General features: G+C 68.1%; 13 protein-coding genes. 9 read left to right on the top strand and 4 right to left on the bottom strand.

Annotated elements, in window-relative coordinates:
• Position 1: 1 nt before the first annotated feature.
• The gene (locus B0920_RS12395; RefSeq protein WP_078032786.1) at positions 2 to 352 is read right to left on the bottom strand and encodes a flagellar hook-basal body complex protein FliE; all 351 of its coding nucleotides are present in this window, start codon (positions 350 to 352) and stop codon (positions 2 to 4) included.
• Positions 353 to 673: 321 nt separating this feature from the next.
• On the opposite strand from B0920_RS12395, the gene B0920_RS12390 reads away from it, so the two are divergent.
• Genes B0920_RS12390 through B0920_RS12350 form a run of 9 tightly spaced genes read left to right on the top strand, consistent with a single transcriptional unit; the run spans position 674 to position 8,773 of the window.
• Positions 674 to 1,543, top strand: a complete 870-nt coding sequence (locus tag B0920_RS12390; protein ID WP_078032785.1) for a FliM/FliN family flagellar motor switch protein — start codon at positions 674 to 676, stop codon at positions 1,541 to 1,543.
• Positions 1,543 to 1,902, top strand: coding sequence for a FliM/FliN family flagellar motor switch protein (locus B0920_RS12385; RefSeq protein WP_179119148.1), 360 nt, complete (start codon positions 1,543 to 1,545; stop codon positions 1,900 to 1,902). The genes B0920_RS12390 and B0920_RS12385 overlap by 1 nt, the downstream gene beginning before the upstream one ends.
• Positions 1,899 to 2,663 carry a flagellar type III secretion system pore protein FliP gene (fliP, locus tag B0920_RS12380; protein ID WP_078032783.1) on the top strand — a complete coding sequence of 255 codons (765 nt, stop codon included), beginning with the start codon at positions 1,899 to 1,901 and terminating at the stop codon, positions 2,661 to 2,663. The genes B0920_RS12385 and fliP overlap by 4 nt, the downstream gene beginning before the upstream one ends.
• Before the next feature lie 28 nt (positions 2,664 to 2,691).
• Positions 2,692 to 2,961 (top strand): flagellar biosynthesis protein FliQ, encoded by a 270-nt coding sequence (gene fliQ, locus B0920_RS12375; protein WP_078032782.1) that lies wholly within the window; start codon positions 2,692 to 2,694, stop codon positions 2,959 to 2,961.
• Positions 2,962 to 2,967: 6 nt separating this feature from the next.
• A complete protein-coding gene (locus B0920_RS12370; RefSeq protein WP_078032781.1) occupies positions 2,968 to 3,747 on the top strand; it encodes a flagellar biosynthetic protein FliR in 780 nt (259 codons plus the stop codon).
• Complete coding sequence (gene flhB, locus B0920_RS12365) at positions 3,737 to 4,876, top strand: flagellar type III secretion system protein FlhB (RefSeq protein ID WP_078032780.1); 1,140 nt, start codon at positions 3,737 to 3,739, stop codon at positions 4,874 to 4,876. The genes B0920_RS12370 and flhB overlap by 11 nt, the downstream gene beginning before the upstream one ends.
• Positions 4,873 to 6,966 (top strand): flagellar biosynthesis protein FlhA, encoded by a 2,094-nt coding sequence (locus tag B0920_RS12360; RefSeq protein WP_078032779.1) that lies wholly within the window; start codon positions 4,873 to 4,875, stop codon positions 6,964 to 6,966. The genes flhB and B0920_RS12360 overlap by 4 nt, the downstream gene beginning before the upstream one ends.
• Before the next feature lie 14 nt (positions 6,967 to 6,980).
• Complete coding sequence (locus B0920_RS12355) at positions 6,981 to 8,111, top strand: DegT/DnrJ/EryC1/StrS aminotransferase family protein (RefSeq protein WP_078032778.1); 1,131 nt, start codon at positions 6,981 to 6,983, stop codon at positions 8,109 to 8,111.
• A gap of 2 nt (positions 8,112 to 8,113) precedes the next feature.
• Entirely contained in the window at positions 8,114 to 8,773 is a 660-nt protein-coding gene (locus B0920_RS12350; protein ID WP_078032777.1) for an acetyltransferase, read from the top strand.
• Here the strand turns inward: B0920_RS12350 and B0920_RS12345 are convergent.
• The 3 genes from B0920_RS12345 to B0920_RS12335 all read right to left on the bottom strand — a co-directional run bounded on the left by B0920_RS12345 (position 8,764) and on the right by B0920_RS12335 (position 12,925).
• Positions 8,764 to 9,627, bottom strand: a complete 864-nt coding sequence (locus B0920_RS12345; protein ID WP_078032776.1) for a hypothetical protein — start codon at positions 9,625 to 9,627, stop codon at positions 8,764 to 8,766. The two genes, B0920_RS12350 and B0920_RS12345, sit on opposite strands and share 10 nt — an antisense overlap.
• A gap of 98 nt (positions 9,628 to 9,725) precedes the next feature.
• The gene (locus B0920_RS12340) at positions 9,726 to 10,595 is read right to left on the bottom strand and encodes a flagellin (protein ID WP_078032775.1); all 870 of its coding nucleotides are present in this window, start codon (positions 10,593 to 10,595) and stop codon (positions 9,726 to 9,728) included.
• Between the two features lie 158 nt (positions 10,596 to 10,753).
• Positions 10,754 to 12,925: a tetratricopeptide repeat protein gene (locus B0920_RS12335; RefSeq protein ID WP_078032774.1), complete on the bottom strand. Its 2,172-nt coding sequence runs from the start codon at positions 12,923 to 12,925 to the stop codon at positions 10,754 to 10,756.
• Positions 12,926 to 13,041 lie beyond the last annotated feature (116 nt).

Here is a 13,041-nt window from a genome sequence, read left to right as displayed (position 1 = left end):
GTCAGACCGGGAGCTTGAGCAGTTCGTCGACCGCGCCCATGACTTTGTTGCGTACTTGCATCAGCATCTGGAAGGACAGGCTGGCCTGCTGGGAGGCCAGCATGGCGCCGACCAGGTCGTCGCTCTTGCCGGCGTCGACGGCGGCCATGCGCTCGCCGGCGGCGCGGTCTTCCGCGTCCACGCTGGCGATCGCATTCTTCATGCTCTGGGCGAAGGAAAAGGCATTGCCCCCGCCATTCGGGAGAGCGCCCTGGGCCGCGAAATCGGCCGCTGGCTGGATCGCGAGACGGTTTGCTTCGTTGGTCAGTTGCGCCAGGTCAGCCCTGATAAGGCCGGCGAGTTCAGATGCCATTGCGGTTCCCGTTCAGATTCTGTGTTGTTTGGAGACGACAAAGTGTGACGTGTTTTTGTCGGCTTGCAGCGTCGATGAGGGTCGAAAGTGTTAAATCCGTTGCTACGAACGCTCGTTTCATTCTGCTTCCTCCGGCTCGGTTTCACTCTATGGGCCAGAGGGGAGAGGCCCTTGATGCTGCGATGCGATGGTGTGATCTTACCGTACGGCAAGTAGGAAATCAAAGGAGAATGTCAAAGTGTCGTACGCTAATATCCCTGTATAATAGTTGCCCTAGGGAATGAAAAATCGTCATCCCCCGTTACTACGTAACTAATAAACATGCCCATCAACCCACCCGACCGTTCGCGTGATGTCCAGGTGCTCGATCCCAGCCTGCTGGGACGGCCCGTGCACCTGCTGCCGACCTTCGCCGCGCGCTTCGCCGACGCCCTGGGCGAAGCCATGGGCTCGCCGGCCGGGCGCCGCTATTGGGGCGCCTACCGCTTGATCAGCCTCGCCTTCGAGCGCGCTCCCGAGGGCCCCGGCCTGCGCTGGCTGGGCGCCCCGGGCCGCTTCGGCATGGCCGCCGTGGCCTTCGAGCGCGTGCTGCTGCTCGGCCTGCTGGAAGGCCGCTACCTGCGCCGTAATCCGGCGCCGGCCCAGCGCGACCTGGCGGCCGAGCGCGTCACCGCCACCGAGGAACGCCTGGCGGCGAGCCTGACCCAGCAACTGGCCGCGCTGCTCGACGCCCAGGTGGCCGAGGGCCTGGCCGCGGCCGGCGCCGCCGCCGAGGTCCCCGCGGCGCCGGTTGGCGCCGTGGTGCCGGCCAGCGCGCCGGGCCGGGCCGGCTGGGTGATCCGGGTGGCGCTGCGCGCTCCCCAGGCCGAGCAGGACAGCCTGTTCTGGATCGGCCTGGACCAGGAATTGATGGGCCACGTGCTGGCCGGCCTGATGGCGGACAAGGGCGGCGCACGTGGCAAGCAGCCGCGCGCCGAACCCCTGGCCGCCAGCCTGAGCGTCAAGCTGGACGGACGCCTGGTGAGCAAGGAAATCACCCTGGCCGCGCTGTTCGAGCTGAAGGTCGGGGACGTGATCCCGGTGTCGGTCGGCCGCGCCGACGTGCTGCTGGACGAATCGCGCCTGTTCACGGCCTTTGTCGCCGAGCACAAGGGCAAACTCTGTTTAACTTCTTTTGAAGACGCCGAATAATGGACATGAACCTGAATGAGCAACTGACTGGCGCCGACGTCATCATCGACGACCTCGACGGGATCGAGGCCGCCACCGCCGCCGCCGGCCACAAGGCCGGCCGCCAGCTGCCGCAGATGATGCGGCGCATCCCGGTGACCCTGACCCTGGAAGTGGGTTCGGCCCGCGTCTCGCTGCAGGAATTGATGGCGATCGGCCCCAACTCGGTGGTCCCGCTGGACGCCATGGCCGGCGAGCCGCTGGTCATCAAGGTCAACGGCACCCCGATCGGCCGCGCCGAAGTGGTGGTGGCCGGCGAGCAGTACGGCCTCAAGGTCATCGACCTCGACGGCCTGAACCTGGACATGCTGGCTCCATGACGCGGTCGCGAAGCGGCGCTGTTCTGCGCCGCGCCGCGCCGCTCGCCGGCGCGCTGCTGCTGGCCTCCTGGCCGGCGCTGGCCCAGCAGGGGGACGTGCTGCCCGGGGTGATCCCCGGTTCGACCCAGGGCATGACGGTCAAGTCGCAGATCCTGGTCCTCATGACCCTGCTCGGGCTGCTGCCCGTGATGGTCATGATGATGACCAGCTTCACCCGCTTCGTGATCATCCTGTCGCTGCTGCGCCAGGCCCTGGGCCTGCAGCAGGGCCTGCCGAACCGCATCATCACCGGCATCGCCCTGATCCTGACCCTGCTGGTGATGCGTCCGGTGGGCGAAGCCGTATGGCGCGACGCCTTCCTGCCCTACGACCGCGACAAGATCGGCCTGGAACAGGCCCTCAAGATCGCCGAGGTGCCGGTGTCGCGCTTCATGCTGGCCCAGACCAGCAAGACCGCGCTGGCCCAGGTCGCGCGCCTGGCGGGCGAGCCCGAGAACATGAAACCCGAGGAGCGCAGCTTCCCGGTGAAGCTGGCGGCCTTCGTGCTGTCGGAACTGAAGACCGCTTTCCAGATCGGCGCCATGCTGTTCATCCCCTTCCTCATCATCGACCTGGTGGTCTCCTCGGTGCTGATGGCGATGGGCATGATGATGCTCTCGCCGCTGGTGATCTCGCTGCCCTTCAAGCTGCTGCTGTTCGTGCTGGTGGACGGCTGGACCCTCACGGTGAACACCCTGGTGGGCAGCATCCACGGCTATTAGCGCCCCTGAACCGAACGGATACCGAACGATGAGTCCCGATGTCGCTGTCGACCTGGTGGTCGAAGCCCTGCAGATCGTGCTGCTGCTGGTGATGGTGCTGGTGGTCCCCGGCCTGATCATGGGCCTGGTGGTGGCGCTGGTGCAGGCCGCCACCCAGATCAACGAGCAGACCCTGAGCTTCCTGCCGCGCCTGATCGTCACCCTGCTGGCGGTGATCCTGGCCGGCCACTGGATGACCTCCACCCTGATGGATTACTGCATCTCGGTGTTCCAGCGCGCCGCGACGCTGGCCACCTGAGCCGCGATGGAACTGGTCGGCTTCCTGCTGCCGCTGCTGGGCGCCCTGTGGTGGCCCTTCGCACGCATCATGGCGATGATGATGACCGCCCCGGTGCTGGGCGAGGGCATGGTGCCGGTCCCGGTCAAGGCCCTGCTGGCGGTGGTGCTGTCCTTCCTGATGCTGCCGATCACGCGCACCGGCGGCATGCCCGACCCGTTCTCGCTGGCCGGCGTGGTGGCGATGTTCGAGCAGGCCGTGATCGGCGGCGTGCTCGGCCTGGCCCTGCAGTTCGCGATGGCGGTGGTGACCCTGCTGGGCTTCCTGGCCTCGAGCCAGATCGGTTTCTCGCTGGCCCAGATGAACGACCCGGTCAACGGCGCGGTGTCGGACGTGGTCTCGGTCCTGATGTCGCTGGTGGCGATGCTGGTGTTCTTCGCCATCGACGGCCACCTGGTGCTGATGGCGGTGCTGGGGCAGAGCTTCCGCGCCTGGCCGGTGGGGTCCGGCTACGGCCCGCTGCTGCTGCAGGGCGTGGCCCTGAACCTGGGCTGGGTGTTCTCGGCGGCGATGCTGCTGGCGCTGCCGATCGTGTTCTCGACCATGGTGGTGCAGCTCGGCTTCGGTTTCCTGAACCGGGTGGCGCCCAGCCTGAACCTGTTCTCGCTGGGTTTTTCGCTGATCACGGTGTTCGGCCTCCTGATGCTGGTGCAGCTGGTGCGCTTCATCCCGGAGCACTACGTGGCCATGACCAACCAGGTGCTGGAGATGCTCCAGCAGCAGATGAGGATGGCCCATGGCCGATAACGGCAGCGGCGGCGACAAGACCGAGAAGCCCTCAGCCCAGAAGCTGAAGAAGGCGCGCGAGGAAGGGCAGGTCGCCCGTTCGCGCGACCTGGCGACCGCGGTCGGGATCCTGATCAGCCTCAAGCTCTTCACCCTGCTGCTGCCGGGCTACATGGAGCAGTTCCGGATGCTGTTCCGGATGGTGTTCGTGCCGCTCGGCGAGACCGGGGCGATGGAGAACCAGATGTCGATGGTGTTCCTGGACGCCGTCCTGCTGCTGGTGAAGATGGTGCTGCCGCTGCTGGCGGTGCCGGCGGTGGTGGTGCTGGCGGGCGCGGTTCCGGGCGGCTTCGCGGCCTCGTCCAAGAACCTGGCGCCGAATTTCGGGCGCCTGAACCCGCTGAAGAACCTGGGCAACCTGTTCTCGCAAAAGCACTGGATCGGGTTCCTGACTTCGGCGGCCAAGGCGGTGGTGCTGTGCGTGGTGCTGTGGTTCGTGAGCCAGAGCGGGATCAAGGCCTACCTCGAGCTGCAGCGCATGCCGCTCGGCGAGGCCCTGCTGCAGGGAAGCGGCATGGCCTTCGACGCCCTGATGGCCCTGGTCGCGGTGTTCGTGATCTTCGCGATCATCGACGTGCCGGTGCAGTATTTCCTGTTCATGCGCAACCAGCGCATGAGCAAGCAGGAAGTGAAGGAAGAATACAAGAGCAACGAGGGCAAGCCCGAGGTGAAGCAGCGCATCCGCCAGCTCCAGAACCAGCTGGCGCGGCGCAGCGTGAGCAAGACGGTGCCCACCGCCGACGTGGTGATCGTCAACCCCGAGCACTACGCGGTGGCCCTGAAGTACGATACCGCCCGCGCCGAGGCCCCCTTCGTGGTGGCCAAGGGCGTGGACGAGATGGCGCTCTACATCCGCCAGGTGGCGCGCGAGCACAAGGTCGAGGTGCTCGAGCTGCCGCCGCTGGCGCGCGCCATCTACAACACCAGCCAGGTGCAGCAGCAGATTCCCGCCCAGCTCTACCAGGCGGTGTCGCAGGTGCTGAACTACGTGTTACAACTGAATGCGTTCCGTGCAGGCCGGCGCCAGGCGCCTCCACGGTTCCCCAACGAGGTGGCGGTGCCATCTCATCTGAGTGAGGTTTCTGCATGAATACCATCAACGCCTTCATCGCCGAGCTGAAGCGCCAGAAATTCGCCGCGCCGATCTTCCTGGTCGCGCTGCTGGCGATGATCATGCTGCCGCTGCCGCCGGTGCTGCTGGACGTCCTGTTCACCTTCAACATCGTGCTGGCCCTGATCGTGATCCTGGTCTCGGTCTCGGCCAAGCGTCCGCTCGACTTCTCGGTCTTCCCGACCGTGATCCTGGGCACCACCCTGATGCGCCTGGCGCTCAACGTGGCCTCGACCCGCGTGGTCCTGCTCAACGGCCACAACGGCCCGGACGCGGCCGGCCACGTGATCGAGTCCTTCGCCAACGTGGTCATCGGCGGCAACTTCGTGGTCGGCCTGGTGGTGTTCGTGATCCTGATGATCATTAACTTCATCGTGGTCACCAAGGGCGCCGAGCGCATTTCCGAGGTCTCGGCGCGCTTCACCCTGGATGCGCTGCCCGGCAAGCAGATGGCGATCGACGCCGACCTCAACGCGGGCCTGATCAACCAGGACAAGGCTACCCAGCGCCGCAAGGACGTGGCGGCCGAAGCCGACTTCTACGGCGCCATGGACGGCGCCTCCAAGTTCGTGCGCGGCGACGCCATCGCCTCGATCCTGATCCTGATCATCAACCTGGTGGGCGGCATCGCGATCGGCGCCCTGATGCACGGCCTGCCGATGGGCGAGGCCTTCAAGGTCTATGCGCTGCTGACCATCGGTGACGGCCTGGTGGCCCAGATCCCGGCCCTGCTGCTCTCGGCCGCGGCCGCGATCCTGGTGACCCGCATCGGCGAATCGGGCGAACTCGAACAGCAGGTCGGCGGCCAGCTGCTGGCCCAGCCGTCCACCCTGTTCGCCGCCGCCGGCGTGATGGTCCTGCTCGGCCTGGTGCCGGGCATGCCGACCTTCACCTTCTTCATCTTCGCCGGCGTGGTCGGCTACGTCGGCTGGAAGCTGACCAAGCGCGTCAAGGCCCCCGACAACGCCGGCGTGGCCGCGATCGAAGCGGCCCTGCGCGACGAGCGCGCGCCCGAACTCGACTGGCAGGCGCTGCCGGTGGTGCAGCCGATCGCGCTGGCCGTGGGCTACAAGCTGGTCGGCATGATCGACAAGGGGCAGGGCGAGCCGCTCACCAAGCGCATCAAGGGCGTGCGCCAGAGCCTGTCGGAACAGATGGGCGTGCTGCTGCCGGCGATCGCGGTGCGCGACGACCTGGCCCTGCGCCCGGCCCAGTACGCGATCAGCCTGTCGGGCACGGTGGTGGCCGAAGCCGAGGTCATGCCGGACCACCTGATGGCGATTCCCTCGCCCAACGTGTACGGGGAGCTGGACGGCATCCCCGGCATCGAGCCGGCCTATGGCATGGCGATCACCTGGATCACCCCGGACCAGAAGGCGCATGCGCTGGGCCTGGGCTACCAGGTGGTGGAGGTGGCGAGCGCGATCGCGACCCATACCTCGAAGGTGGTGCGCGAATACCTGCACGAGCTGTTCCGCCACGAGGACGTGCCGGCCATCATGGAGCGCCTGACCGCGCTCTCGCCCAAGCTGGCGGCGGCCCTGGACAAGACCCTCACCCACACCCAGCTGCTGCGCGTGTTCCGCGTGCTGCTGGCCGAGAACGTCTCGCTCAAGGACATCGTGGTGATCGCCACCACCCTGCTGGACAGCGCGGAATCCACCAAGGACCCGATCCTGCTGGCGGCCGAGGTGCGCTGCGCGCTGCGGCGCCAGATCGTCTCCAGCCTGTTCGGCAAGAAGAAGGAGATGCCGGCCTTTAACCTGTCGGCCGAACTGGAAAACATGCTGCTCGGTTCCCTGAACCAGGCGCGCCAGAACGGCGGCGGCAAGGTGGCGCTGGACAACTACCCGATCGACCCGCAGCTCCTGTCCCAGCTGCAGGTGAACATGCCGGTGGCGCGCGAGCAGATGAAGCAGGCGCACACGCCGCCGCTGCTGCTGGTGCTGCCCCAGGTGCGTCCGCTGCTGGCGCGCTACGCGCGCCTGTTCGCGCCCGGCCTGCACGTCCTGTCCTACAACGAGATCCCCGAGGGGCGCGACGTCTCGATCGTCGGCACCGTCGGCTGACCAGGAGAGTCGCCATGAGCGAGCACGATCCCAAGCCGCAGCACAAGCCGGTCTACGTCACCCAGCCCTACCTGCCGCCGCTGGAGGAATTCCTGCCCTACCTGGAGCAGATCTGGGACAACAAGGTCCTGACCAACGGCGGCCCCTTCCACCAGCGCCTGGAGCGCGCCCTGTGCGACTACCTGGGCGTCGAGCACCTGGCCCTGTTCACCAACGGCACCATCGCCCTGGTCACCGCCCTCCAGGCCCTGCGCGTGACGGGAGAGGTGATCACCACCCCGTATTCCTTCGTGGCCACCGCCCATTCGCTGCAGTGGAACGGCATCAAGCCAGTGTTCGTCGACGTCGACCCCGACACCCTGAACCTCGATCCGGCCATGATCGAGGCCGCGATCACGCCCCAGACCACGGCCATCATGCCGGTGCACTGCTACGGCCACCCCTGCGACGTGGCGGCGATCCAGAAAATCGCCGACAACTACAACCTCAAGGTGATCTACGACGCCGCCCATGCCTTCGGCGTGCGCGACGGCGGCGGCAGCGTGCTGCGCCACGGCGACCTGTCGGTGCTGAGCTTCCACGCCACCAAGGTCTTCAACACCTTCGAGGGCGGGGCCATCGTCTGCCCGGACGCGCGCACCAAGCAGCGCATCGACCACCTCAAGAACTTCGGCTTCGTCGACGAGGTCACCGTGGTCGCTTCCGGCATCAATGGCAAGATGAGCGAGATCAACGCCGCCTTCGGCCTGCTCCAGCTCGAGCACGTCGACCGCGCGATCGCGCGCCGGCGCGAGATCGACGCCGCCTACCGCGAGCAGCTGGCCGGCGTGCCCGGCATCCGCTGCCTGGGCGACGCCGGGGAGGCGGCCGCCAATTATTCCTACTTCCCCATCTTGGTAGGCCCCGAGTATGGGCTCGGCCGCGACGCGCTGTACCAGAAACTCAAGGACCAGGGCATCCACGCGCGCCGCTACTTCCACCCCTTGATCACCGAATTCCCGATGTACCGCGGCCTGCCCTCGGCGCGCCGCGACAACCTGCCGGTGGCGACGAGCGCCGCGCGCAGCGTGCTGTGCCTGCCGATCTACCCGGCGCTCTCCTCGGACGACGTGGAGCGCATCGTGGCCCTGGTGAAGGGCGCGTGAGCATGGGCGCGCCGATCGCGATCTTCGGCGCCGGCGGCCACGGGCGCGAGCTGCTGCAACTGGTGCGCGACATCGGCGCCTGGGATGTCGCCGGCTTCGTGGTGGACGAGCGCTTCCCGGCCCCGCCCGAGGTGGCGGGCCTGCCGGTGCTGGGCGGACTGGACTGGCTGGCCGCCCGTCCCGAGGTGGCGGTGGTGGTCGCGGTCGGCGCGCCGGCCGCGCGCCGCGCCATCGTCGAACGCATCCGCGCCCGCGCGCCGAATCCCTTCCCGGCGCTGGTCCATCCGCGCGCCTGGGTCGGCGAACGGGTGGCGCTGGGCGAGGGGACGGTGGTGTGCGCCGGCGCCATGCTGACCACCGACATCCGGCTCGGCGCCCATGTGCACCTGAACGTGGCCAGCACCCTGGCCCACGACGACGTGCTGGAGGATTTCGTCACCCTGGCCCCGGGCGTGCACCTGGCCGGCGGCGTGCTGCTGCGCGAAGGCGCGGAGCTGGGCGTCGGCAGTTCGGTGATCCCGCGCCGCACGGTGGGCGCCTGGACGGTGGTGGGGGCGGGCGCGGTGGTGACGCGCGACCTGGAAGCCGATTGCACCGCGGCCGGCGTGCCGGCGCGCGTGCTGTCGCGGCGCGCGCCCGGCTGGCAGCTGGCTCAGGCCTGAGCCGGTTCGTTGGCGCCGAGCGCCGGCAGCAGCAGGGCCAGCTCGGCCACCGCGCGAAACACCGGCAGGTTGAGGGCGCCGGCGGCCGCGTCCAGCGCGCTGCTGGCGTGCACCCGGCCGGCGGGCAGGCTGTCGCGGAAGCTCCAGCGCAGCACTTCCAGGCCGGCGGCCTTGATCACGCGTTCCAGTTCGGGCTGCAGGGCGCGCAGACGCGCGGCCACGGCCTTGTCGGGCGCGCACAGTTCGATCGCCAGGCCATAGGGCAGGGGCTCGACCTGCACCACCACCTTGCTCCCGTCATCCAGCACCAGCTCCAGGCGCAGCGCGGCGCGGCCGCGCGCATGCTGGCGGCGCTCACGCTCGTCCTCGTCGCCGATCACGCGCAGGGTGTGGGCATGGGCGCCGCCCGCGTGCACCGTGAAGCGCCAGGCCTCGAGCGGGTTGGCATGGGGATCGAGCGGGCGCAGCACCCGGCCTTCCTGGCCGGCCAGCAGCGCCGCCGGCGCCAGCTGGCCGCTCTGCTCCTGCACGGCGCGGCGCGCCGCCTGGGCGCCGTCGGTGCGGACCATCGATTGCCAGCCGGCCGCCAGGGCGTCGCCGCGCAGGGCCGGATAGGCCAGCTGGCGCGCCATCATGAGCTGGTCGGGGCGCATGGCCGGGCCTTCGGCGCCGGTTTCCGGCGCCGGCGCCTTGGCCCCGGCCGGCAGTGACTGGGAAAAGGGGAGGGTGAGGCCGCCTTCCTCGGCGCTGGCCAGCAGGGCCGCCGGGGCGACGGCCGCCACCGGGCCGACCGGTGCGCCGGTGGTCGCGGGAACGATGGCGGGAAGGACGGGCGCGGGCAGGTTGACGGCCATGATCGGAAGCGGGCTCGGACTGCGGTTCAAACGAAAATGGCCAACCCGAAGGTTGGCCATCGGCGGGTCCGGGCCCGTGGGCCCGGGGTAGCGCTATATTACTGGAGCAGGGACATGACCAGCGAGGACTGGCTGTTCGACTGCTTCAGCATGGCGGTCGACGCCTGCAGCAGCATCTGGTTGGAGGTCATGTTCGCGGATTCGGTCGCGAAGTCGACGTCCATGATGCGGCCGGCAGCGGCCTTGCTGTTGGTGCTGATGTTGGCCAGGTTGTTGTACACGTGTTCCAGACGGTTAGCCGCAGCGCCCAGGCCCGAACGCAGTTCGCCGACTTTGTCGAGGGCGGTGGTCAGGTTGGTGATGGTGGTGTTGGCGGCGGTGCCGGTGGCGATTTCGGTGCCGGCTGCGGTCGCGGTCGGAGCCGAGTACTTGGCGGTCGCGGTGCTGACTGCCGAGGTCACGGCCGACATCGCTGCCGACAGGTCGACCGACATGGTCTCGCTCGACGAAGCGCCGATCTGGAACTGCAGGGCAGCGGTGCCCAGGGTGCCGCCGTCCATCAGCTTGCTGCCGGCGAAGGTGGTGTTCTTCAGGACGTTCGACAGTTCCTTGCCCAGTGCGTCGAATTCCGACTGCATGGCGCCCTTGTCGGCGGTGGTCGACGAAGCGTCGGCGGCCTGGGTTGCCAGGTCCTTCATGCGGATCAGCATGTTGCTGACTTCGTCCAGCGCGCCTTCGGCGGTCTGCAGCATCGAGGTCGAGTTCTGGGTGTTGCGCATTGCCACGCCCATGCCCGAGGTCTGGGCTTTCAGGCGGGTAGCGATCTGCAGGCCGGCAGCGTCATCCATTGCCGAGTTGATGCGGTAACCGGTCGACAGACGGGTCATCGAGGTCGACAGCGAGTTCTGGGTGCGGGTGATCGCGTTTTGTGCGGACAGGCCAGCGTTGTTGGTGTGAAGGCTCAGCATGGTGAACTCCTAATCAGTTTGGGTAGAATCTGTTCGTTGTATCGAGTGCGTCACTCGCTCTCATCAGTACAAGGCGACCGGTTTCTTTCCGGCATTAAGTGCCACACGGAAATTTTTTAAAATATTTTTGTGTGGCACTTTTTGCATCTGGCCGGGGCTTATTCCGGCGACAGTTCCGACAGGCGCACGCGCAGGTGTTCCGGCGCCTTGCCCTCGCACCACTGCACCCACATCTTGCGCAGCGCCAGCTCCAGGCCGGCCGCCACCACGCCCGGGTAGCCCACCACCGAGGAGGTGAAGCGCTCGCGCATGCCGGCGCGCAGGGCGGCCAGGGTCGGCAGGTTCTGGGACAGGAACACGCCCAGGTTGACGAAGGTGGCGTCGTCGTCGGCCAGGAAGGAGCTCAGGCCAAGGTGGGCCAGGTAGCCCAGGGCCGCGTGGCTGGGGTTGGTCGGGCCGATCGTGGTCAGGGTCGGCACGCCCATCCACAGTGCATGGCAGACCGTGGTCGCGCCGGTGTAGGGGAAGGGGCTGAAGCAGATGTCGACATCGGCGTGCTGGGCCAGGTAATGGCCCATGGTGGTGCGCTCGCGCAGGATCAGGCGCTCGCGCGCGATGCCTTCCTCCTCGAACCAGCGCAGCATGTTCTGCTCCCGTCCGCTCAGGCCGCCCAGCAGCATCTTCGAATCCGGCGTCGCGCGCAGCAGTTTCGACCACAGGGCGATGACCTCGCGGCTGATCTTGTTGCTGCGGTGGAAACTGCCGAAAGTCATGTAGCCATTCTTCAGGGCCGGCAGCGGGCTGACCTCGGGCGCCGCCGCGTGCGGCAGGAAGGGTGCGATCAGCGGCATGCGCACGATCTTCTCGCTGAACTGCTCGTCGTAGCGGCCCTCCGGCAGGTAGAACTGGTCGCACAGGTAGTAATCCATGGCCTTCAGGCCGGTGGTGCCGGCATAGCCGATCCAGCTGGCCTGGACCGGGGCCGGCTTGCGTGCGAACAGGGTCAGGCGGTTCAGGGCCGAGTGTCCGGCCAGGTCGATCAGGATGTCGATGCCGTCCTCGCGGATCAGGCGCTCGGCCTCCTCGTCGTCGAGGTCGATGATCGAGCGCCAGCGCGGCACGAAGCTGCGCAGCAGCTTGGTGGTGTCGTCGTCGATGCGGTTGTTGTAATAGACATGGGTCTGCACCGACTGGCTGTCCTTGAGCAGGGCGAACACCGGCGAGATGAACTGGGCCACCGCATGGCTGTGCAGGTCGGGCGAGACGAAGCCGACCCGGATCGGGCGCTGCGGGTCCCTGGGGTTCGGGTGCGGACGGCGCAGCGGCAGCAGCGGGGTTTCCCACAGCTCGCCATAGCGGAAATGCTCGGCGGTCAGGGCCTGGGCGTCGCTCAGGCTGTGGCTGAGCAGGAACAGCAGCGAGCTGTGGGAGAGGGGCGAGGGCGCCATGTCCATGGCGCGCTGCCAGCAGTCGCGCGCCTGCTCCCAGTCGCCCATCTCGAAGTGGCACAGGCCGAGCGAGCGCAGCACGTTCTCGTCCGGCTCGGCCAGTTCGATGCAGCGCTCGAGGATGGCGCGGGCGGTTTCCAGCTCGCCCAGCTCCTGCAGGCAGGTGCCGAGCTCGGCGAGCACCATGGCGTCGTCCGGGTGGCGTTCCAGGGCGCGCTGGTAGACCTCGCGCGCCTCCTTCTTCTTGTCCAGGTCGCGCAGGGACTTGCCCAGGCCGACCGTGGCGTCCAGGCGGCCCGGCTCGCGCGCCAGCACCTGCTCGAAGCAGCGCGCCGCGTCCTCGGGGCGCTGGAGCTGGACATAGGTGCGGCCCAGGTCGAGGCGGGCCTCGAGATGCTCGGGCTGGAGCGAGAGCACGCGTTCGAAGGCGGCGGCCGCCTCCGCATATTCCTTGTGCGCGAACCTGGCCACGGCCAGGCTGAGCTGGACCGCGGCGTCGCCGCCCGCCAGTTCGGCGGCGCGCGCCGCGCTGGCGGCGGCGGCCTCGTGCTGGCCCTCCTGGCGCAGCACGTCGGCCAGGCCCTTGTGCAGGTCGGCGTCCTTGGGCGCGACGCGCAGGGCGCGGCGGTAGGCCTCGATCGCTTCCTTGCGCCGTCCCAGGTCGTGCAGGGCGGGCGCCAGCACACCATGCAGGGTAGTCATCGCGGGCGCGATAGTGAGCGCTCGCTTCAGGCTCTCCACCCCCTCCTCGAGCCGGCCTGCGCGCAGCAGGGCCAGGCCCAGCATGGCATGGCTGCGCGCATCGCGCGGCCTGGCCTTGACGGCCCGGCGGTGTTCGGCGATCTCGGGCGTTTCGATAATCGGGGCAGTGGGAGAATTCATGGTCGGTCTGGCAAGGGATACAGGCGGAGGGTGTTGCCTTGCGGCATCTAGAAGCTCCGATTGTAACGTGCCGGACGCGGACCGGGGCGGCGCAGGACAAGATTTTTGCGCGCCGG

The sequence above is a fragment of the Massilia sp. KIM genome (genome assembly GCF_002007115.1).
GTDB lineage: Bacteria > Pseudomonadota > Gammaproteobacteria > Burkholderiales > Burkholderiaceae_D > Telluria.
The sequence above is the reverse complement of the archived record's forward strand: the minus strand, read 5'-3'. Positions and strand labels throughout refer to the sequence as shown.

What these genes read in the sequence shown, in the direction of transcription:
- B0920_RS12355 (WP_078032778.1), top strand. Translation starts at nt 6,981, where the DNA reads ATGAGCGAGCACGATCCCAAGCCGCAGCACAAGCCGGTCTACGTCACC.
- flhB (WP_078032780.1), top strand. Translation starts at nt 3,737, where the DNA reads ATGGCCGATAACGGCAGCGGCGGCGACAAGACCGAGAAGCCCTCAGCC.
- B0920_RS12370 (WP_078032781.1), top strand. Translation starts at nt 2,968, where the DNA reads ATGGAACTGGTCGGCTTCCTGCTGCCGCTGCTGGGCGCCCTGTGGTGG.
- B0920_RS12385 (WP_179119148.1), top strand. Translation starts at nt 1,543, where the DNA reads ATGGACATGAACCTGAATGAGCAACTGACTGGCGCCGACGTCATCATC.
- fliQ (WP_078032782.1), top strand. Translation starts at nt 2,692, where the DNA reads ATGAGTCCCGATGTCGCTGTCGACCTGGTGGTCGAAGCCCTGCAGATC.
- B0920_RS12395 (WP_078032786.1), bottom strand. Translation starts at nt 352, where the DNA reads ATGGCATCTGAACTCGCCGGCCTTATCAGGGCTGACCTGGCGCAACTG.
- B0920_RS12350 (WP_078032777.1), top strand. Translation starts at nt 8,114, where the DNA reads ATGGGCGCGCCGATCGCGATCTTCGGCGCCGGCGGCCACGGGCGCGAG.
- fliP (WP_078032783.1), top strand. Translation starts at nt 1,899, where the DNA reads ATGACGCGGTCGCGAAGCGGCGCTGTTCTGCGCCGCGCCGCGCCGCTC.
- B0920_RS12360 (WP_078032779.1), top strand. Translation starts at nt 4,873, where the DNA reads ATGAATACCATCAACGCCTTCATCGCCGAGCTGAAGCGCCAGAAATTC.
- B0920_RS12345 (WP_078032776.1), bottom strand. Translation starts at nt 9,627, where the DNA reads ATGGCCGTCAACCTGCCCGCGCCCGTCCTTCCCGCCATCGTTCCCGCG.
- B0920_RS12335 (WP_078032774.1), bottom strand. Translation starts at nt 12,925, where the DNA reads ATGAATTCTCCCACTGCCCCGATTATCGAAACGCCCGAGATCGCCGAA.
- B0920_RS12390 (WP_078032785.1), top strand. Translation starts at nt 674, where the DNA reads ATGCCCATCAACCCACCCGACCGTTCGCGTGATGTCCAGGTGCTCGAT.
- B0920_RS12340 (WP_078032775.1), bottom strand. Translation starts at nt 10,595, where the DNA reads ATGCTGAGCCTTCACACCAACAACGCTGGCCTGTCCGCACAAAACGCG.